Consider the following 21,412-nt stretch of genomic DNA (forward strand, 5'->3'; position numbering starts at 1 on the left):
TATGGGACTCATAAAAATTCTAGCTAAAACTTATGGGAATTACTTTTTGACCATGCAAGGTGTAAAAGTAATGAAAACGATAAAGAAAGATGACAATATTGTTGTCGGTCTGGGGAAACTTTTTATTGCAGACAAGCTAATGGATACGGCTCGGTGGCTCATCAAGCCAGAGGAGAGAGAATGAAATTTTTCTGGGCAATTCTTGCCATTATTTTTATCAAACCGATTATTGGCATTGTGAAATTCTTGTGGATGATCATCTCTTTTGCAGTCCAATTGCTGTTTTACAAGCTATTATTTAAGCTATTGGATTGGCTCTTTAAACTTTTTTAGGTGGTAATTCAAGTCTAGGAGAACTAGCAGGTTTTGTACTGCTAGTTTTTTAATCTCTTCCCATATGATATAATATAAGCAGTAAAATCATTTTATACTCTTCGAAAATCTCTTCAAACCACGTCAGCTTCACCTTACCGTACTTAAGTACAGCCTACGGCTAGCTTCCTAGTTTGCTCTTTGGTTTTCATTGAGTATTAGAACATACATGGAGGTCGTCATGGACAATATCATCGATGTGTCAATTCCCGTTGCAGAAGTGGTGGACAAGCATCCAGAAGTCTTGGAAATTCTAGTTGAGCTGGGTTTTAAACCACTTGCTAATCCCTTGATGCGCAATACCGTTGGTCGTAAAGTATCGCTCAAACAGGGTTCTAAGCTTGAAGGAACTCCTATGGACAAGATTGTCCGCACGCTGGAAGCAAACGGCTACGAAGTGATTGGGTTAGACTAATGGCGGATGAACGGATTCATGTCCTGCGGGATATTTTGTTAGAATTGCACAATGGTGCCTCTCCTGAGTCGGTTCAGGAGCGTTTTGATGCGACCTTTGCGGGTGTCTCAGCCATCGAGATTTCCCTCATGGAGCATGAGCTGATGAACTCAGACTCAGGTGTCACCTTTGAAGATGTCATGGAACTCTGTGATGTCCATGCCAATCTTTTTAAAAATGCTATTAAAGGTGTCGAAGTAGAGGATACCGAGCATCCAGGTCACCCAGTTCGGGTCTTTAAGGAAGAAAATCTGGCCCTCCGTGCGGCCTTGATTCGCATTCGTAGATTGTTAGATACTTATGAATCTATGGAAGACGAGGAAATGCTGGCGGAGATGCGCAAGGGCTTGGTGCGTCAGATGGGACTTGTAGGTCAATTTGACATCCACTACCAGCGCAAGGAAGAGCTCTTTTTCCCCATCATGGAGCGCTATGGACACGATTCACCTCCCAAAGTTATGTGGGGAGTGGATGATCAGATCAGGGAACTCTTTCAAACAGCTTTAGCGACAGCCAAGTCACTACCAGAAGTGTCGATTTCCACTGTAAAAGAATATTTTGAAGCCTTTGCGACAGAGTTTGAAAGTATGATCTTCAAGGAAGAGTCCATCCTTCTCATGATTCTCCTTGAGTCCTTTACTCAGGATGATTGGCTTCAGATTGCGGAGGAGAGCGATGCCTATGGCTATGCCATCATCCGTCCGTCTGAGAAATGGGTACCAGAAAGACAGAGCTTTGTTGAGGAAGATAGTGCAGGGGAGCCTGTACAGCTAGATACGGCAGAGGGGCAAGTTCAACAAGTTATCGATACGCCAGAAGGGCAGTTTACCATTACCTTTACCCCTAAGGAAAAGGAAGCAGTGCTGGACCGCCATAGTCAACAGGCTTTTGGGAATGGCTATCTTTCAGTCGAGCAGGCTAATCTCATCCTCAATCACCTCCCTATGGAGATTACCTTTGTCAATAAAGACGATATTTTCCAATATTACAATGACAATACGCCAGCTGATGAGATGATTTTCAAACGGACGCCGTCCCAAGTCGGGCGCAATGTCGAACTCTGTCATCCACCTAAGTACTTGGACAAGGTCAAGACCATCATGAAGGGGCTTCGTGAAGGAAGCAAAGATAAGTATGAAATGTGGTTCAAGTCTGAGTCGCGAGGTAAGTTTGTCCACATCACCTACACCGCAGTGCACGATGAAGAGGGAGAATTCCAAGGTGTGTTGGAATACGTTCAGGATATTCAACCCTACCGTGAGATTGATACGGACTATTTCCGTGGATTAGAATAAGGAGAAAAAATGAGTTACGAACAAGAATTTATGAAGGAATTTGAAGCCTGGGTCAATACCCAAATCATGATCAACGACATGGCGCACAAGGAAAGCCAAAAAGTCTACGAAGAAGATCAAGACGAGCGTGCCAAAGATGCCATGATTCGCTACGAAAGTCGCTTGGATGCTTATCAGTTCTTGCTTGGTAAGTTTGAAAACTTCAAAGCAGGCAAGGGATTCCATGACTTGCCAGATGGCTTATTTGGTGAGCGAAATTATTAAACGAGATAGATTCTTGATTTTTTACTAAAATCTTGATAGAATATTTATATTAAATCCTTGTCAGAGCAGGGGTTTTTTATTGAAAGGATTTTATCATGTCAAAGAAACTCAATCGTAAAAAACAATTACGAAATAGCCTCCGTCGCGCAGGTGCCTTTTCAAGTACTGTGACTAAGGTTGTAGAAGAGACAAAAAAAGTCGTAAAACGTGCAGAGCAATCAGCGAGCGAAGCTGGTAAGGCTGTTTCTAAAAAAGTTGAACAAGCAGTAGAAGCTACTAAAGAGCAAGCTCAAAAAGTAGCTAATTCTGTAGAAGATTTTGCAGCAAACTTGGGTGGACTTCCACTTGATCGTGCCAAAACTTTCTATGATGAAGGAATTAAGTCCGCTTCAGATTTCAAAAACTGGACTGAAAAAGAACTCCTTGCCTTGAAAGGAATCGGCCCAGCTACCATCAAGAAATTGAAAGAAAATGGCATCAAGTTCAAGTAATCTTTCTTGCCCCTTGCAATTCCAAGAAAAACTTGCTACAATAAAGCCATCAGAGGTGTTTTGAATCCCATATTTTACAGAAAGTGGCGGTGCTGAGAAGTCCACAAATGTGTCAAAACTGGTTGCTGATGGATGAAAAATTGAAATAAAAGTGTCTTTTTGTTTTAAAGACGAGAGTTGCGGGCAACTGCCCGAAATTGGGTGGTACCGCGGATAAGCACATTCGTCCCTGTCATGTAGATGGCAGGGGCGTTTTTTGTAGAAAGCGAGGGGAAGGATGACAAGAGCAGAGTTACCAGAACGATTAGAAACAGAACGGCTAGTCTTACGAGTCCGCACCGTGGCTGATGCTGAGGATATCCATACCTACGCTAGTCTCCCAGAGGTCTCTTACCCAGCCGGATTTCTACCTGTCAAGACCTTGGAAGATGAGATTCACTATCTAGAGCATATCCTTCCCAAACGCAATCAAAAGGAAAATCTCCCAGCTGGTTATGGGATTGTCGTCAAAGGAACCGATAAAATCATTGGTTCTGTTGACTTCAACCATCGCCATGCGGATGATGTGCTAGAGCTTGGCTATACCTTGCATCCAGACTATTGGGGACGCGGTTATGTGCCAGAAGCAGCGTTTGCCTTGATTGACTTAGCCTTTAAAGATTTGGATCTTCACAAGATTGAACTGACTTGTTTTGATTATAATGCCCAAAGTCAACGAGTCGCAGAAAAACTTGGATTTACCCTCGAAGCTCGAATAAAAGATAGAAAGGATGCCCAAGGCAACCGTTGTGACAGTCTGATATATGGCTTGCTGAGGAGTGAGTGGGAGGTAATTTGATGCATCTTTTCATCATTGGGGCTCCAGCTTCTGGGAAAATGACGATTGGTCAAGAGTTATCTCGACTGACGAATGCTACCCTCTTTTATAACCATCAAGCCATCGATTTTGCACTAGAAATCTATCAGGATTATACCGAGGAGATGTGGGAATTTGTTCGTGGAATTACCTTTTCTTTCCTTGGAGCTAGCGCTAGAAATCAGCGATATGTGATTTTAACAGACGTGATTGATTTTTCAAATCAGTACCAGATGATGTATTTGAAGCAAATTCAGGATTTGTTGGATAACTTTCATCAAGAGATTCTTTTTGTTGAGTTGGAAACAAGTCTTGAAGAGCGCTTACGTCGAAATCGAACGGAGAACCGATTAAAGCACAAACCCTTAAAACGACATATTGAGGTATCTGAAAGAGAAATTTTAGAGACTGCTGAAACACTTCAATTAAATTCTCAACATCAACCGAATGAGTTGCACCACTACTTTAAAATAAATAATACGAATTTGTCTGCAGCTGAAGTTGCCAAGCAAATTCAAAATAAAATGAACAAAATAGAGAAAGGACACACACATGTCTAAAGAACTTTCACCTAAATACAATCCAGCCGAGGTTGAGGCTGGCCGTTACCAAAAATGGCTTGATGCCGATGTCTTCAAGTCTTCAGGCGATCAAAAGGCTAAGCCTTATTCGATCGTTATTCCACCACCAAACGTAACTGGGAAACTTCACCTTGGTCACGCTTGGGATACGACTCTTCAAGATATCATCATCCGTCAAAAACGCATGCAAGGTTTTGATACGCTTTGGCTTCCTGGTATGGACCATGCTGGGATTGCAACTCAGGCTAAGGTAGAGGAGCGCTTGCGTGGTGAGGGTATTAGCCGTTATGACTTGGGTCGTGAAAAATTCCTAGAGAAAGTCTGGGAATGGAAAGACGAATATGCCACTACTATCAAGGAACAATGGGGCAAGATGGGGCTCTCTGTAGACTACTCTCGCGAGCGTTTCACTCTTGACGAAGGTTTGTCAAAAGCTGTTCGTAAGGTCTTTGTGGACCTTTACAAGAAAGGTTGGATCTACCGTGGTGAGTTTATCATTAACTGGGACCCAGCAGCTCGCACAGCCCTTTCTGATATCGAAGTTATCCACAAGGACGTAGAAGGTGCCTTCTACCACATGAACTATATGCTGGAAGACGGTTCACGCGCCCTTGAAGTTGCGACAACTCGTCCTGAGACCATGTTTGGGGACGTAGCCGTTGCAGTCAATCCAGAAGACCCACGTTACAAGGACTTGATCGGTAAAAACGTTATTCTTCCGATTGCTAATAAATTAATCCCAATCGTTGGAGACGAACATGCAGACCCTGAATTTGGTACAGGTGTCGTGAAAATCACACCTGCCCACGATCCAAATGACTTCTTGGTTGGTCAACGTCACAACTTGCCACAAGTCAATGTCATGAACGACGACGGTACTATGAATGATTTAGCCTTCGAATTTGCAGGTATGGATCGTTTTGAAGCTCGTAAGGCAGTCGTTGCTAAGTTGGAAGAAATCGGTGCCCTCGTCAAAATCGAAAAACGTGTCCACAGTGTTGGTCACTCAGAGCGTACAGGTGTTGTAGTTGAGCCACGCTTGTCTACGCAATGGTTCGTTAAGATGGACCAATTGGCCAAGAATGCTATTGCCAACCAAGACACAGAGGACAAGGTTGAATTCTACCCACCTCGTTTCAACGATACCTTCCTCCAATGGATGGAAAATGTCCACGACTGGGTTATCTCTCGTCAGCTTTGGTGGGGTCACCAAATCCCTGCTTGGTACAATGCTGAGGGTGAAATATATGTCGGCGAAGAAGCTCCAGAAGGTGACGGTTGGACTCAGGACGAAGACGTTTTGGATACTTGGTTCAGTTCTGCCCTTTGGCCATTCTCAACAATGGGCTGGCCTGATGTTGACTCAGAAGACTTCAAACGTTATTATCCAACATCAACTTTGGTGACTGGTTATGATATTATTCCGTTCTGGGTATCTCGAATGATTTTCCAAGGTTTGGAATTTACTGGCAAGTCGCCATTCAAAAATGCCTTGATTCATGGTCTCATTCGTGATGAGCAAGGACGCAAGATGTCGAAATCTCTAGGTAACGGGATAGACCCAATGGATGTTATTGATAAGTACGGAACAGATAGCCTTCGTTGGTTCCTTTCAAATGGTTCTGCACCAGGGCAAGACGTCCGCTTCTCTTACGAGAAAATGGATGCTTCATGGAACTTTATTAACAAAATCTGGAACATCTCTCGCTACATCCTCATGAACAATGAAGGCTTGACCCTTGAGCAAGCAACGGCTAATGTGGAAAAAGTTGCTAACAAGGAAGCTGGAAATGTCACAGACCGCTGGATTCTCCACAACCTCAATGAAACCATCGGAAAAGTCACTGAAAACTTTGATAAGTTTGAGTTTGGTGTAGCTGGACACATCCTCTACAACTTCATCTGGGATGAATTTGCGGACTGGTATGTTGAGTTGACTAAGGAAGTCCTTTATAGTGATAATGAAGAAGAGAAAGTCATTACACGTTCTGTTCTCCTTTATACCTTGGACAAGATACTTCGTCTCCTTCACCCAATCATGCCATTCGTGACAGAAGAAATCTTTGGACAAATCTCAGAAGGCTCTATCGTTACAGCAGAATACCCAACTGTTAACCCAACCTTTGAAGACCTTGCTGCCCACACTGGTGTAGAAAGCCTCAAAGACTTGATCCGTGCTGTTCGTAATGCGCGTGCGGAAGTAAACGTTGCTCCAAGCAAGCCTATCACCATCCTTGTTAAGACAAGCGATAGCGACTTGGAAGCCTTCTTTAACAGCAATGTCAACTACATCAAACGCTTCACAAATCCAGAACACTTGGAAATCGCCTCAACTATCCCTGCACCTGAACTCGCTATGTCAAGCGTCATCACAGGAGCAGAAATCTACTTGCCACTGGCAGACCTCCTCAATGTCGAAGAAGAATTGGCTCGTCTCGACAAGGAACTGGCTAAATGGCAAAAAGAACTGGATATGGTCGGTAAGAAGCTCTCTAACGAACGCTTCGTAGCCAACGCCAAACCAGAAGTCGTCCAAAAAGAACGCGACAAACAAGCCGACTACCAAGCTAAATACGACGCGACCGTCGCACGTATTGATGAGATGAAGAAGTTGGTAAAATAAACACAGAAACACGGTGATGAGCCGTGTTTTTTTGGTATAATAGACATAATAATTATGAACAGAGAATATAAAGTGATGGGTCAACAAAACTTTTTAAAGAAAAATGGTATTTACTACACTAGTAAATCATTAGCGAAAACTATGATTGATTGTTTAAATATTGACTATACAAAAGAGTTCACAATAATTGAACCTGCTGTTGGAGAAGGACATATTTTTTGTTTAATTGTTGAAGAGTTTCTCAAAAAGAATCAAAATAAATGTCGAGAAAAAATAAAAAAGAATTTGGAAAGTAACTTTTCTGCGTTTGATATTAGAGAAGACGCTATTAAACTATGTATTTCAAGACTTGATAGATTGGTTAGTAAATATTACAATGATTTATCAGTAAATTGGAATGTTTATATTTTTGATGCGTTAGATTATTATCAAAAATTTGATAAACAAAAAAAATACGATTATGTTATTAGTAATCCTCCATATATTTCAAGAAAAAATATGGGCAAAGATATGGTTGATAAACTCAAAAAACATAGCAAATTCTGTAATCGATTTAACTTTGATATTTATTATTATTTCTTTGAGCTAGGACTGTCTCTCTGGAATAAAAAAGGAAAAATAAGTTATATTAGTCCAAATAATTATTTGAGAGCTAGAGGTGCTGAAACACTACTTCAAACATTAATCTATAATAAATACATTGAAAAAATAATTGATTATGGTGATTTATTGAATTTTGAAGATGCAACAACATATACAGCAATTACGGTTATTTCTAATGAAAATGCTAATTTAGATATTGTAAGTTCAAACAATACTAAATTAAAGAGTTTTTCATATGATGAACTGCATAACAAAGAAATTTATTATCTATATGATGAAAAATTTATGTATGAAGGAGGAGACTCCGTCTTACTGGGAGAAATAGCAGATATAAAAAATGGTTTAGCCACCTTACAAGATAGTGTATTTATTATTGCTGAAGAAGATATCGTTGATGATTTGGAAGATAATTATGTTATAGAAAAAAAATCTAGACATTATGTTATTGAAAAAGCTATTTTAAAAAAGGGAGTGCGAGTTTCTAATCTTAATAAAAAATATTATACAATCTTTCCCTATGATGATAGAAATCAGAAAATAATTACAATTAGTGAACGTTATCCATATACTTATAATTATCTGAGAAATGAGTTAAATGATTCTTTTCAAGAAAAATATGGTATTTATTTTGGTCGGACTCAGGGAATGTTAAATTACTATTCTCAAAAAATTATAATACCGAAGGTTGCTAATTTAGAAGATGTTCCATTTAAACAAATTGATTGTGGCTTTGTATTGGCTGGTATTTCAATTGTATTTTTAAGGGATCTGAGTCAGTCATCTTATAATAGAATTCTAAAGTATTTAAATTCAAAACTTGTAGTCGATTATTTAAAAAGAATATCTAAGAACTATTCATCAGGATATAAAAATATAAGCACTAACGATCTAAAAAAAATTAGAATCCCGATTAAGTTATTTGATGAGGAGTAAAAAATGGGTGATAAACTTAACTATATCGTTGAAGATAATATTATTGCAGAGGTTTTAGGTAGAAATAATTTCTCAACAAAAGAATCTGCTATTTTAGAATTAATAAAAAATGCTTATGATGCTGGGGCTAGTAAGTTAAACTTAATTTTCAAAAAATCTGAGAATACAGGACGTTTAATGCTTGAAATAATAGATGATGGTTCTGGAATGAATGAAAATGATATTAGGCAAGCTTGGATGCATGTTGGTAAAAGTACTAGAGATTATAAAGATTCTGATACGGGACGGATTTTTGCTGGCTCAAAAGGAATTGGAAGGTTTGCTTTAGCTAGATTAGGTGAATCAGTTGATATGTTCACTAAAAAAAAATTTGGAGTTGGTTATCACTGGAAAACCAATTGGAATAGTTCAGAGATTGATATTAATTATAATATAGCTAGTCAAGGAACTAAAATTCAAATAAATGAATTAAGAGATAAATGGTCATTAAAAAGTATTAAACCGTTAAAAAGATATATAAGTAAGACTTATAGAGATAGTAAAATGAAAATTTCTATAATGTTTTTGGTAGAAAATGGAGAAAGTTTAGAGGAGGAGACTGAGTTAATTTGGACAAATCCCAAAATTGGTGAAAATTATCTTGAATCTATTGCAATCAATTACAATTCTAAGAATAAGATACTTTCTGGTCAAGTACTTTCAGATGAATTCAATGATTCTGTTTTGAAAATGACAAGCAAGAATATAAAAGAGTATTTGTTTGAACAAAATATGATTGACGAGTTAAATAAAGAAATCTCCGAATTAATAATTGAAGAAGAAGATATTCAAAAAGAAGATATAACAGAGCGAATGATTGCAGATTTATTAGAGGGAGTAGGTTCTTTTGAAGGTCAATTATATTTTAGTTTAAATAATGTTAGTCAGGTAGATAAAGAAAAATATGAATATAAATATACATCATTATCAAATAGATTTAACATGGGGGTGATTTTATACAGAAATGCTTTTAGTATAGATTCTTTTGAAGGTAGAACAGACTGGTTAGATCTTGGCAAGCGTTCTGCTTCTTCACCAGCCGCTGCCTCACATCCAACAGGTTCTTGGAGAGTTCGTCGAAATCAATTATCAGGTTACATTATAATTGATAAAGAAGAAAATTCTCATATTGAAGATATTTCAAATAGGCAGGGTATTGTTCAAAATATTCATTTTATTATTTTAAAGAAAATCATTGATAGTGCTTTAAAGGAATTCGAAAGTTATAGACAATCTATAATTAGAGATATTAGAAAAATAAAAGATAAAGAAAATCAAACATCAGTTATAAAAGAAGTTAATATTGAAGATAAAATTGACAGTATTATTGAACAAAGTAAATCCATAGAAGAATTAACTATTCAAGATTTAGTTGAAGTGAAAAACAAACTCGCAGAGTATAAAAAGAAAGTTATCGAGATCACATTTGAAAAAATAGAAGTGGAAGAAAATTATCGCTATGAAGCACAGTTGTTAAATGTTCTTGCTACTTTACAATTAAAAATAAGTTCGTTGAGCCATGAATTACACAATAATAGGAATACAATTGCTGTAAATCCTGAAAAAATTGAAGAAGCTTTAAAAAGAAAATATGATTGGGAGGAACTTAAGTCTGAAATGCCCAGTAGTAGGAATATTCCATTATTATTAGAAAATCTTGAAAAAGATTTAGAAAAAGTTTTGGATCTCTCTGATACTATTATAGATGAAAATAAAAAAGAAAGATTCGAGTCACGAGAATATAGTTTAGAAGTTCTTGTGGAGGAGATAGTTGAAAAATGGAAAACTCAATATAATTGGGTTAACTTTAAAATTAATTGTACCGGCGAAGATGTCATAATAATATCTTACGATTATTTAATGATTATACTCGATAACTTAATTCTTAATAGTGTGCAGGTGAATGAATATAGAAAAGAATTAGAAATATCGGTTGATTTCGATTACAATAAAGGGAAATTACTACTTGAATATTCTGACAATGGTAAAGGTCTTGATAAAAAATACAAAAATAATCCATTGAAAATATTAAATGTTCACGAAGGTACTAGAGAAGACGGTCATGGTTTAGGGATGTGGATGGTGAATAACACAGTCTATAAACTCAATGGTAATATTAGTATTGATGGAGAAATAAACGGATTTAATTTAAAAGCAGAAATGTATGTTTAAAAATTGTTAGTGAGGTATGATATGACACAGCAGATTAAATTAATGTATGTGGATGATAAGCTAGATACGTTATTAATTGATTATTTAGTTGGTTTTGAAAAAGATGACATAAAAATCGTTTATGATGAAATCACATTTGATAGTAGTAGAGATTATGAATCATTATTAACTGATAGCAGAGTTTTAGAGTCTGATATTATTGTTATTGATTCTAAGTTGTTCGAGAATGAAAATGCAGAATCTGGTTCAAAATTTACTGGCCAAGAATTTAAATTGGTTTTAAGAATTTTAAATCCTTTTATAAAAGTAATTGTAATAAGTCAAAATAGGGATTTAGCAAATTATGGGGTTTTAAACAAATTTGCTACTTCTAAAGGTAGTTCTTCTCAAAATGATGCTAATGATTTTTATAATAAATCCTTAAAACCTACAATAGAAGAATCAATAAAAGAAATAGTAGAGATGAGAAGAATTGGTAATGAGTTAGAATTAAACAAAGATGCTTATAAGGGATCATTGATTGTTGAAAAAACACAAAATTTACTTAATAAAATAACATCGTATAAAGAACTGACAGACGAAAAAATCGATGAGCTAATAGATATTATAAAGAAGGAAGTATTGGAGAATAGAGATGAGTGATTATCGATTTGTGGGAGAAGAAGAAGCTGACGTTGTAAAAATTATTCAATCAAAAAATCAATTAGCAAATAAAATTGATAGGAGAACAATAAAATATGGCAATCGGGGGAAACATTATGATAAAATCAAAGATAAACGTTCTGCTTATTATGAGACTTTTCAGAAAATTTATCAAAACAAATGTGGCTACTGCGGTGTTTCAGTCTCTATAAATTCAGCTCCTCAATATGAGTTAGATCATTTTATTAATGAATTACAAAAAACATCTCCAAATGGGAAATCTGTAGATCACATTGAAAATCTTATATTTGCTTGTCGAAATTGCAATCAAGCAAAAAAAGAATTTGATACAAAAAAGATTATTGATATAGTACACCCTGATGGGGAAAATATAAAAAAAGTCTTTGAACGAGATAAATATTATAAAATAGTTATCTCTCAAGAATATTTAAATAATGAAGAGGTTAAATCATTCTATAGTAAAATGAAATTCGACTACGCATATAGGAAATTAGATTATCTATTGTTGAATCTTTGCTCTTCTAAAAATGATAAAATAGATAAAATTTATAAAAGATTATTAGAACTTAGAAATAGTTTTCCAAATTTGAATAAATTACAATAATATTTTAGAAAGCAGGTAACTACATGACAAATTCTGTAAGTTCGAACCGCTCTGAGAAGTACAACATTGCAGCTTTTTTCTCAGGTGTTGGGGGAATTGAGTTGGGATTTGAACAGACCAACGAGTTCAGAGTGGTGTATGCCAATGAGTTTGATAAGTATGCGCGTCAGACTTATCAGTTAAACCATCCAGATACCTATTTAGATGGTCGTGATATTCACGACGTTCAGCCAGAGGACATTCCAGCTGAACGTGTGGATGTGATTATGGGAGGTTTTCCTTGCCAGGCCTTTAGTATTGCGGGTTATCGCAAGGGATTTGATGATGATCGTGGCGATCTTTTCTTCGAATTGCTTCGCATGATTGAGGGATGTAAAACTCGTGCTATCTTCATCGAAAATGTCAAGAACATGGTAGGTCATGACCATGGCAATACCTTCAAGGTTATTCGTGAAGCCTTGACCGAGAACAACTACTTTATCAAGTGGAAGGTTCTCAACGGGAAAGACTACGGAAATATCCCTCAAAACCGTGAGCGGATCTACATCGTTGGTTTTGATACCAAGGAAGCTTATGACTTATTTGAATTCCCAGAGGAAATCAAGCTCACGACTTCTCTTCAAGACGTCATTAACTTTGGTGATCAGCTAGACGAGGTCTACTACTACCGTGACGGTAAGCAGAATTTTTACGATCAGTTAAAATTTGAAGTGACCAGTCAAGATACGGTTTACCAGTGGCGCCGTCAATATGTCCGTGAAAATAAAAATGGTGTTGTCCCTACTTTGACAGCCAATATGGGAACAGGTGGACATAACGTTCCATTAATTTTGACAGACAGTGGTGAGATTCGTAAGCTGACACCGAAAGAAACTTTTAATGTTCAAGGTTATCCTAAATCTTTTAAAATCCCAGAAGGTGTTTCTAACGGTCAGTTGTACAAGCAAGCTGGAAATAGTGTAGTTGTCCCCGTGATTAAACGCATCGCGGAAAATGTTGCCAAGGCCTTGAATGACAGCCAAGGGCAATCTCAACTTAACCGCTCAGGAAAATTCGCTATTATCTACACCAAGATGAATGGACAATTTGAAGGGCAATCCTATGTCAAGGATTTTGCGGATAGCTATGACCAGGCTCTTGAAAAAATCAAATCTTATGATGATGGTCTAGCCCTTCTGTCTGGTGAAGATTATTTAAAATTGGTTAAAAAACGAGGAAATCTTGAATTTTACAGTATTAATTAACGAATATATAAAGAGGGTTAGTGAAAAACTAATCTTCTTTTGATATACTGAAGATAGAAAAGAGGGCGCTTATGTGGGAACATCTAAAGTCTGAACAAAAAGACAAATACAAAACCTTAATTACCAACTTCGCTAGCTTGAGCCAAGCTTTCTCTCAAAAGGCAGAATCTGAAGATGAGGGACAAACAGAGAATTATGTAGCTCCGATTGTTAACTCCAAGTTTCAGGAGACTGTTTTCCAGAAGGCTTTTAATGCGGTTGGGGAAGATATTGCCAATACCTCCTATGATGCTTCTGTCGTTGTGGATGAAAATCATAAATACCTAGTGGGTATTAAATCTTTTGGGATTAATTCTGGAGACCAAAAGATCGCTCAGTTTAAGAAGGACTCTCAAGATTGGACGGACTTGTTGGGTGATATCAAATTCCATGCAGATATCTCAGCGGATAAAGAAACGGCAGACAAGCAAAACTATCAACGCTATGAAGAGTTGGCACGAAAAATTGCGACTTTGAGAAATCAGAGAATCGAATCTTCTAAGGCACAAATCAAGGGATTTAGTTCGGACTCGGTCAATGTTGAAGCTGTTTATCACGTTCTTATGCCGACACCGAAGGGAGAAAATCCTAAGATTTTTGTTGGGGAGACGACTTATTTGCCAGTCGATATTGATAATCTGGTCATTGAAGGATCAACTACTAAAAACAATCCAACCAATTTTCGATTTACGGATGGGCAACACCACTACAAGTATACAGCAGCTGACAGCCAGCTCCACATGACTTTTAATAATAAAGATATTGTGGTAGATACTTGGGACGTTCATTACATCGAAGATCCTTTTTCTCTCTTTGAAAATCTTCATTTGCTAACAGCTGAAAAGGAACAATCCGATATCTTAGAAACGGTGTCTTGGGTAATCACAGACAAACACGGAAATGTGGAAGAAAACTCTGGTTTCAATGCCTTTAATGGTGGTTCAAAACTATCTAAGAAAGATCGGCTACCACGGATTTTAAAGATTCAGGATAAATTTAAGACTAGTCTGGCTCCAGAAGAACTAGCTTTTGTAATTTTTTCCTTAGAAGAAATCCTCTTGAAAAAATGGACTAGTAAGGAAGAAAAAGCTCAGATGAAGGCGATTCGTGAGGACTTGATTCACTTTGTCCACAATACTGGCAATAAAAAACTCATCAAAGAGATTGAACAGCTGGTTTATCGTCCAGTTAGTGAAGTTTACATTCCTCTGCCAGACTCTAAGAACTTTCATGACGAAAGGCCAGACTTCTTTGGTCCTGGATTTGGGGCTTTTGAGCCTGGAACTAAAAAATTAGCTTTATCTAAAGAAGAAAGAACTTTTAAACTACGCTTTTTATCTTCTGGTGATGTTATTAACGCCTATATAAATCAAGAAGCTGGTAAGGCTATTCAGTCTACCGATAAGCAAGAAATCCTCGGGAAGTGGATTTTACGTGGTGTTTTCCAGTTGAAAGAACGTGAAGTCTTGACAGGTCAACGACTCAATGAGCTGGAAATCAACGGCATTCGTTTGACTAAGTTTAAAAATGGGGAAATTGGTATTGAATTCATCGGGATTGATATTGAAAATCCACCTAGCGATACCATCGGATGGGTAGCAAAGAAATAAAAAGTCCTGTCACTTTCTCCCATTTAACCTTTGACTATTCCGCAAAATTATCGTAAAATAAAGAGTACATGATAAAATGAGGTCAGAGTCTGTTCGCTCTGGCGATAGTAGTAAAAATGAGGAGAAACGCTTTGGAATTAGAAGTATTTGCTGGGCAAGAAAAAAGTGAACTATCTATGATTGAGGTAGCGCGTGCTATCTTGGAACTTCGTGGTCGTGATCACGAGATGCATTTTAGCGATCTTGTAAACGAAATTCAAAACTACCTTGGAACATCAAACAGCGATATCCGTGAAGCTTTGCCTTTGTTCTACACAGAGTTGAACTTTGACGGTAGCTTCATCTCACTTGGAGACAACAAATGGGGTCTTCGTTCATGGTATGGTGTGGACGAAATCGACGAAGAAATTATCGCTCTTGAAGAAAATGACGACGATGAAGTAGCACCAAAAGCTAAGAAAAAACGTGTCAATGCCTTCATGGATGGTGATTCAGATGCCATTGACTATAATGCGGATGATCCAGAAGACGAAGATGCATACGAAGCAGATCCAGCTCTTTCATACGATGATGAAAATCCAGATGATGAGAAAAATGAAGTGGAAGCTTACGATGCAGAAATCAACGAAATTGCTCCTGATGACTTGGGTGAAGACGTGGATCTCAATGAAGAAGATGACGAGTTTTCAGACGATGATTCTGAAAACATCGAGGAATAAAAGTTAGCTATTGACAATTATCCTATTTTTAGGTATCATATTGTTCGGGCACCTCTTTTAGAGGTCGGAGCTCCCTAGTTCTTAGGGAGCTATTTTTGTTTTTTCAAGAAGTTATCTTCTTGTATTTTAGTTGTGAATCTGGTGCAGTCGTCCCAGATTATTCTTATTAGTAGGGTCTTGTTTTCTATGTCCCCTCGTAGTTGACAAGACCTTGAGCATTTTAGAAAGAGGAATCTATGTCTACGAAATATATTTTTGTAACTGGTGGTGTGGTATCGTCTATTGGGAAAGGGATCGTTGCAGCGAGTCTAGGCCGTCTCTTGAAAAATCGTGGTCTCAAAGTAACCATTCAAAAGTTTGATCCTTATATCAATATCGATCCGGGAACTATGAGTCCTTACCAGCACGGGGAAGTATTTGTGACAGATGATGGAGCTGAGACAGATTTGGACTTGGGTCACTATGAACGTTTCATCGATATCAATCTTAATAAATATTCCAACGTGACAACTGGTAAAATTTACAGTGAAGTTCTTCGTAAGGAACGACGTGGAGAATACCTTGGGGCAACTGTTCAAGTCATTCCTCATATCACAGATGCTTTGAAAGAAAAAATCAAGCGTGCCGCTGTAACGACCGACTCGGATGTCATTATCACAGAAGTTGGTGGAACAGTTGGGGATATCGAGTCCTTGCCATTCCTAGAGGCCCTTCGTCAGATGAAGGCAGATGTGGGGGCGGATAATGTTATGTACATCCATACAACCTTGCTTCCATACCTCAAGGCCGCTGGTGAAATGAAGACCAAACCAACTCAACACTCTGTCAAAGAATTGCGTGGATTGGGAATCCAACCAAATATGTTGGTGATTCGTACAGAGCAACCAGCTGGTCAAGGAATTAAAAATAAGCTAGCCCAGTTCTGTGATGTAGCACCAGAAGCTGTTATCGAATCATTGGATGTTGAACACCTTTACCAAATTCCATTGAACTTGCAGGCGCAAAGTATGGACCAAATTGTCTGTGACCATTTGAAATTAGATGCACCAGCAGCGGATATGACTGAATGGTCAGCCATGGTGGATAAGGTCATGAACCTGAAAAAACAAGTTAAAATTTCCCTTGTCGGTAAGTATGTTGAGTTGCAAGATGCCTACATCTCAGTGGTCGAAGCCTTGAAACACTCTGGTTATGCAAATGACGCAGAAGTTAAAATCAATTGGGTCAATGCCAATGATGTGACAGCAGAGAATGTGGCGGAACTCTTGTCTGATGCGGACGGAATCATCGTACCAGGAGGTTTTGGTCAACGTGGTACGGAAGGGAAAATCCAAGCCATTCGCTATGCGCGTGAAAATGATGTTCCAATGTTAGGTGTCTGCTTGGGAATGCAGTTGACATGTATCGAGTTTGCTCGTAACGTTTTAGGCCTTGAAGGTGCCAATTCTGCAGAGCTTGCACCAGAAACAAAATACCCTATCATTGATATCATGCGTGATCAGATTGATGTTGAGGATATGGGTGGAACCCTTCGTTTGGGACTTTACCCATCTAAGTTGAAACGTGGTTCTAAGGCAGCAGCTGCTTATCACAATCAAGAAGTGGTGCAACGCCGTCACCGTCACCGCTATGAGTTTAACAATGCCTTCCGTGAGCAGTTTGAGGAAGCAGGCTTTGTCTTCTCAGGTGTTTCTCCAGACAATCGTTTGGTTGAAATTGTGGAAATTCCTGAAAATAAATTCTTTGTAGCGTGTCAGTATCACCCTGAACTTTCCAGCCGTCCAAACCGCCCAGAAGAACTCTACACTGCCTTTGTCACTGCAGCGGTCGAGAATAGTAATTAGCTAAATCAGAACCTTTGAGAACAATCTCAGAGGTTTTTTGCTTGCATATTTAGGATAATATTTGCAAATTAAAAACATAGTGATATAATTAACATAACAAAAGTTAAGGAGGATTTACAATGAAAAAAATCACACTATTTGGTTTGTCTCTAGCTGGTCTAGCTTTACTGGCTTTTCCACATTCAGGGCAGGCATTTGAGCTTAAAGAAGAATGGGTTGTTAAGTGTGGAGTACAGTATCATGATGGCAAGATTCTTCGGTTTAACAATGGTCATGAAGTGGATATCAAAGTCTTGGATTTGCCAAAAACCGAGAAAATCGAGTGGACGGTTAGTCTCGATGGTCAAGATCAGACTGTCAATTTCCTAGGTCAAGAAAAGGACAAGTCTATGATCGGGGAAGAAGGACGTTACCTGAATTTCTATGTTCCATATGGCTATAGAGGAGATATCAAGGTAGAGGCCAAGAGCGGAAACGAAGTAAAGACCTGGTCAACGAAAGTTGTGGATGATATTCATAATGATAGTGGAAAGAGAGGTTACTATCGTATTGAAGAATCAAATAATCAATACACTTACCTCGATGCTAAATGGGATTATCAAACCAAGACTTACACTGCTACCTTACCAGAGACTGTCAATGGTCAAAAAGTCTTTGCTTGGGCAAATTATGATAATGACGAGTTGAAACTAGAAAAACTAAAATCTATCAGTCGTAAATATGATGGAGGATCTTTCAAAGAACTTTATCCGATTGTAAAAGCAGAAAGCTGGCTAAAATCAAACCAAAACTGGTACTATCAAAAACAAGGTCAATTAGTGCAGAAGGATTGGGTTAAGGACAAGGGAACTTGGTACTTTATGAATGATAAAGGAGTCATGTTCAATCAAACTTGGCTCTATCAAGGTGGTAACTGGTATGCCTTTAAATCATCAGGAGCCATGATTGCGAGTGACTGGTTTTACGACCAAGGCAAGTGGTACTATTTATCAACTTCAGGAGCTATGAAAGCAAGCGCTTGGATTTATGACAAGGGAGAATGGTATTATGTAAGTTCTTCTGGTGCCATGATTGCGAATGATTGGGTCAAAGATAATGGCAAGTGGTACTATCTAGCTTCATCAGGTAAGATGCTTCGCAATACCTACACCCCTGATGGTTACTACGTTGGCGACTCAGGTGCCTGGCAATAAGAATAATACTCTTCGAAAATCTCTTCAAACCTCGTCAGCTTCATCCACAACCTCAAAACAGTGTTTTGAGCTGACTTCGTCAATTCTATCTATAATCTCAAAGCGCTGCTTTGAGCAACCTGCGGCTAGCTTCCTAGTTTGCTCTTTGATTTTCATTGAGTATAAGAAGTCCTTTTCCTGCAAGGAAGGGGCTTTTTACTTGCGTTTCTGCTGCTTCCTCATTTGTCCTGAGGCGTTTTTTGTGTTAAAATGAATGGTATGAAAGCTAAAAAAATGTGGATGGCAGGCTTGGCTCTGCTTGGTATTGGGAGCCTTGCCCTTGCTACGAAAAAAGTTGCAGATGACCATAAGCTCATGAAGACTCAGGAAGAGTTGACAGCGATTGTACGAGACCATTTTTCAGACATGGGGGAAATTGCGACCCTCTATGTTCAAGTCTATGAAAGCAGTCTAGAGAGCTTGGTTGGTGGCGTCATTTTTGAGGATGGCCGTCATTATAGCTTTGTCTATGAAAATGAAGACCTAGTCTATGAGGAGGAAGTCTTATGATACAGCCAGAAAGTTTAGAAGAATTAGCATCTTTAGTAGAAAAAGATGGCAAGAAGGTTTTCCTTTTTGTGGCGGACTGGTGTGGCGATTGCCGTTATATCTATCCTGCCTTGCCAGAGATTGAGAAAACTAATCCAGAGTTTACCTTTATTCGAGTGGACCGAGACCAGTATATGGATTTAGCTAAACTCTGGGATGTTTACGGAATCCCTAGCCTTGTTGTTCTAGAAAAGGACAAGGAAATCGGTCGTTTTGTCAATCGCGACCGTAAAAGCAAGCAACAAATTAATGACTTTTTAGCAGGACTGAAATAGGAGAAAAAGGAAACAATGATTTTTACATATAACAAAGAACATGTCGGCGATGTCCTTATGGTCATCGTGAAAAATAGCGGAGATGCCAAGTTGGATGTGGAGCGCAAAGGCAAGGTAGCCCGTGTTTTTCTCAAAGATAATGGGGAAACAGTGGCTTGGAATATTTTTGAAGTTTCAAGTTTATTTGAAATTGCAGAGCGTGGTCAAGTCTTTTTATCAGATGAGCAAGTCGTTCGTTTGAACCAAGAATTGCAGGCAGAAGGCTTTACAGAAGAAATTGTCAATGATAAGGAACCTAAGTTTGTTGTTGGTGAAATTGTCGAGATGGTAGCCCATCCAGATAGTGACCACCTCAACATCTGCCAAGTTGCAGTCGCAAGTGATAAGACGGTACAAATCGTTGCAGGAGCTCCCAATGCGCGTGTCGGTCTGAAAACCATTGTAGCCCTTCCTGGAGCAATGATGCCCAAAGGCAATCTCATTTTCCCAGGTGAGCTTCGTGGTGAAAAGAGTTTTGGCATGATGTGTAGTCCTCGTGAATTGCATCTGCCAAATGCTCCGCAAAAACGTGGTATTATTGAATTATCAGAAGACCAAGTTGTTGGAACTCCATTTGATCCAGCTAAACACTGGACTGCCTAAGAAGTTGTTAATATCTGATAGACCAGATAGAAGGAAATAAGATGGCAAAAAATGTTGTGATTACAGGAGCGACATCAGGTATCGGTGAAGCGATTGCGCGTGCTTATCTGGAGCAGGGTGAGAATGTCGTTCTAACAGGACGACGGACAGACAGACTAGAAACCCTCAAGTCGGAGTTTGCAGAAACTTTTCCAAATCAAACAGTTTGGACTTTTCCCCTAGATGTCACGGATATGACCATGGTAAAGACTGTATGCTCCGATATTCTAGAAAGAGTAGGACAGATTGATATTCTGATCAACAATGCCGGACTGGCTCTAGGTTTAGCACCTTATCAGGACTATGAAGAGTTGGATATGCTGACCATGCTAGATACCAATGTCAAAGGTTTGATGGCAGTTACTCGCTGTTTCTTGCCAGCAATGGTAAAAGCCAATCAAGGACATATCATCAATATGGGCTCAACCGCAGGAATTTATGCCTATGCGGGTGCAGCAGTTTATTCAGCTACCAAGGCAGCAGTTAAGACCTTTTCAGATGGTCTGCGAATTGATACCATTGCAACAGATATCAAGGTGACCACCATTCAGCCTGGAATTGTCGAAACAGATTTTTCGACGGTACGTTTTCACGGTGATAAAGAACGAGCTGCGTCCGTTTACCAAGGAATCGAAGCTTTGCAAGCTCAGGATATTGCAGACACAGTAGTCTATGTGACCAGTCAACCTCATCGTGTGCAGATTACAGATATGACCATTATGGCCAATCAACAGGCGACAGGATTTATGGTTCATAAAAAGTAAAAAATTTCTTCGAAAAGTTACAAATTTCTGTAACTTTTTTTGATTTCCTACGAATAGATAAGTAGGAGGAAAAAATATGTATAATAAAGTTATCATGATTGGGCGTTTGACGTCTACACCAGAATTGCACAAAACCAACAATGACAAGTCAGTAGCACGAGCAACTATCGCTGTAAATCGTCGTTACAAAGACCAAAACGGGGAACGCGAAGCTGATTTTGTCAATATGGTCCTATGGGGCAGACTAGCAGAAACTTTGGCAAGCTACGCAACCAAAGGTAGTCTCATTTCCGTTGATGGAGAATTGCGTACCCGTCGTTTTGAGAAAAATGGCCAGATGAACTACGTGACCGAAGTACTTGTTACTGGATTCCAACTCTTGGAAAGTCGTGCTCAACGTGCCATGCGTGAAAATAATGCAGGACAAGATTTGGCGGATTTGGTTTTGGAAGAGGAAGAATTGCCATTTTAAGCATTAAAAAGTCTGAGTTGGTCTCAGGCTTTT

General features: G+C 38.6%; 23 protein-coding genes. All 23 read left to right on the forward strand.

Annotation, left to right across the window (positions count from 1 at the left end; all coding sequences use genetic code 11):
• Position 1 precedes the first annotated feature (1 nt).
• The 23 genes from O3599_RS06110 (at position 2) to O3599_RS06220 (ending at position 21,379) form a co-directional block, all read left to right on the forward strand.
• On the forward strand, positions 2-184 hold the full coding sequence (locus O3599_RS06110) for a hypothetical protein (RefSeq protein ID WP_049487963.1): 183 nt from the start codon (positions 2-4) through the stop codon (positions 182-184).
• The gene (locus O3599_RS06115) at positions 181-333 is read left to right on the forward strand and encodes a hypothetical protein (protein ID WP_198913379.1); all 153 of its coding nucleotides are present in this window, start codon (positions 181-183) and stop codon (positions 331-333) included. The genes O3599_RS06110 and O3599_RS06115 overlap by 4 nt, the downstream gene beginning before the upstream one ends.
• 220 nt (positions 334-553) lie before the next feature.
• A complete protein-coding gene (locus O3599_RS06120) occupies positions 554-787 on the forward strand; it encodes a DUF1858 domain-containing protein (RefSeq protein ID WP_000368739.1) in 234 nt (77 codons plus the stop codon).
• On the forward strand, positions 787-2,121 hold the full coding sequence (locus O3599_RS06125) for a DUF438 domain-containing protein (RefSeq protein ID WP_247939657.1): 1,335 nt from the start codon (positions 787-789) through the stop codon (positions 2,119-2,121). Before O3599_RS06120 ends, O3599_RS06125 begins: the two co-directional genes overlap by 1 nt.
• A 9-nt stretch (positions 2,122-2,130) precedes the next feature.
• Positions 2,131-2,385, forward strand: coding sequence for a DUF1912 family protein (locus O3599_RS06130; RefSeq protein WP_000119706.1), 255 nt, complete (start codon positions 2,131-2,133; stop codon positions 2,383-2,385).
• A gap of 95 nt (positions 2,386-2,480) precedes the next feature.
• Positions 2,481-2,876 (forward strand): helix-hairpin-helix domain-containing protein, encoded by a 396-nt coding sequence (locus tag O3599_RS06135; protein WP_000038631.1) that lies wholly within the window; start codon positions 2,481-2,483, stop codon positions 2,874-2,876.
• A 277-nt stretch (positions 2,877-3,153) separates the two neighbouring features.
• Positions 3,154-3,714 (forward strand): GNAT family N-acetyltransferase, encoded by a 561-nt coding sequence (locus O3599_RS06140; RefSeq protein ID WP_247939658.1) that lies wholly within the window; start codon positions 3,154-3,156, stop codon positions 3,712-3,714.
• On the forward strand, positions 3,714-4,292 hold the full coding sequence (locus O3599_RS06145; protein WP_247939659.1) for an AAA family ATPase: 579 nt from the start codon (positions 3,714-3,716) through the stop codon (positions 4,290-4,292). The genes O3599_RS06140 and O3599_RS06145 overlap by 1 nt, the downstream gene beginning before the upstream one ends.
• A complete protein-coding gene (locus O3599_RS06150; RefSeq protein ID WP_247939660.1) occupies positions 4,285-6,936 on the forward strand; it encodes a valine--tRNA ligase in 2,652 nt (883 codons plus the stop codon). The genes O3599_RS06145 and O3599_RS06150 overlap by 8 nt, the downstream gene beginning before the upstream one ends.
• Before the next feature lie 54 nt (positions 6,937-6,990).
• Positions 6,991-8,472 (forward strand): Eco57I restriction-modification methylase domain-containing protein, encoded by a 1,482-nt coding sequence (locus O3599_RS06155; RefSeq protein ID WP_247939661.1) that lies wholly within the window; start codon positions 6,991-6,993, stop codon positions 8,470-8,472.
• Between the two features lie 3 nt (positions 8,473-8,475).
• On the forward strand, positions 8,476-10,683 hold the full coding sequence (locus O3599_RS06160; protein WP_247939662.1) for an ATP-binding protein: 2,208 nt from the start codon (positions 8,476-8,478) through the stop codon (positions 10,681-10,683).
• Positions 10,684-10,704: 21 nt separating this feature from the next.
• Entirely contained in the window at positions 10,705-11,325 is a 621-nt protein-coding gene (locus tag O3599_RS06165; protein ID WP_247939663.1) for a hypothetical protein, read from the forward strand.
• Positions 11,318-11,950, forward strand: coding sequence for an HNH endonuclease (locus O3599_RS06170; protein WP_247939664.1), 633 nt, complete (start codon positions 11,318-11,320; stop codon positions 11,948-11,950). The genes O3599_RS06165 and O3599_RS06170 overlap by 8 nt, the downstream gene beginning before the upstream one ends.
• A 23-nt stretch (positions 11,951-11,973) precedes the next feature.
• Positions 11,974-13,194 (forward strand): DNA cytosine methyltransferase, encoded by a 1,221-nt coding sequence (locus O3599_RS06175; protein ID WP_261018030.1) that lies wholly within the window; start codon positions 11,974-11,976, stop codon positions 13,192-13,194.
• Between the two features lie 71 nt (positions 13,195-13,265).
• Positions 13,266-14,843 (forward strand): hypothetical protein, encoded by a 1,578-nt coding sequence (locus tag O3599_RS06180; protein ID WP_247939750.1) that lies wholly within the window; start codon positions 13,266-13,268, stop codon positions 14,841-14,843.
• Between the two features lie 131 nt (positions 14,844-14,974).
• On the forward strand, positions 14,975-15,562 hold the full coding sequence (gene rpoE / locus O3599_RS06185) for a DNA-directed RNA polymerase subunit delta (protein ID WP_031227756.1): 588 nt from the start codon (positions 14,975-14,977) through the stop codon (positions 15,560-15,562).
• A 236-nt stretch (positions 15,563-15,798) separates the two neighbouring features.
• Entirely contained in the window at positions 15,799-17,406 is a 1,608-nt protein-coding gene (locus tag O3599_RS06190) for a CTP synthase (protein ID WP_247939751.1), read from the forward strand.
• A gap of 119 nt (positions 17,407-17,525) precedes the next feature.
• The gene (locus O3599_RS06195) at positions 17,526-18,599 is read left to right on the forward strand and encodes an N-acetylmuramoyl-L-alanine amidase family protein (protein ID WP_247939752.1); all 1,074 of its coding nucleotides are present in this window, start codon (positions 17,526-17,528) and stop codon (positions 18,597-18,599) included.
• 249 nt (positions 18,600-18,848) lie between these two features.
• On the forward strand, positions 18,849-19,148 hold the full coding sequence (locus O3599_RS06200) for a DUF4651 domain-containing protein (RefSeq protein WP_247939753.1): 300 nt from the start codon (positions 18,849-18,851) through the stop codon (positions 19,146-19,148).
• Complete coding sequence (locus O3599_RS06205; protein ID WP_247939754.1) at positions 19,145-19,462, forward strand: thioredoxin family protein; 318 nt, start codon at positions 19,145-19,147, stop codon at positions 19,460-19,462. Before O3599_RS06200 ends, O3599_RS06205 begins: the two co-directional genes overlap by 4 nt.
• Before the next feature lie 15 nt (positions 19,463-19,477).
• Positions 19,478-20,104 carry a YtpR family tRNA-binding protein gene (ytpR, locus tag O3599_RS06210; RefSeq protein ID WP_247939755.1) on the forward strand — a complete coding sequence of 209 codons (627 nt, stop codon included), beginning with the start codon at positions 19,478-19,480 and terminating at the stop codon, positions 20,102-20,104.
• 41 nt (positions 20,105-20,145) lie between these two features.
• Positions 20,146-20,907, forward strand: a complete 762-nt coding sequence (locus O3599_RS06215) for an SDR family NAD(P)-dependent oxidoreductase (protein WP_247939756.1) — start codon at positions 20,146-20,148, stop codon at positions 20,905-20,907.
• 76 nt (positions 20,908-20,983) lie between these two features.
• Positions 20,984-21,379: a single-stranded DNA-binding protein gene (locus tag O3599_RS06220; protein WP_000282467.1), complete on the forward strand. Its 396-nt coding sequence runs from the start codon at positions 20,984-20,986 to the stop codon at positions 21,377-21,379.
• The last annotated feature ends 33 nt before the right edge of the window (positions 21,380-21,412 follow it).

Source organism: Streptococcus sp. 27098_8_103, from assembly GCF_041432345.1.
Lineage (GTDB): Bacteria > Bacillota > Bacilli > Lactobacillales > Streptococcaceae > Streptococcus > Streptococcus mitis_BV.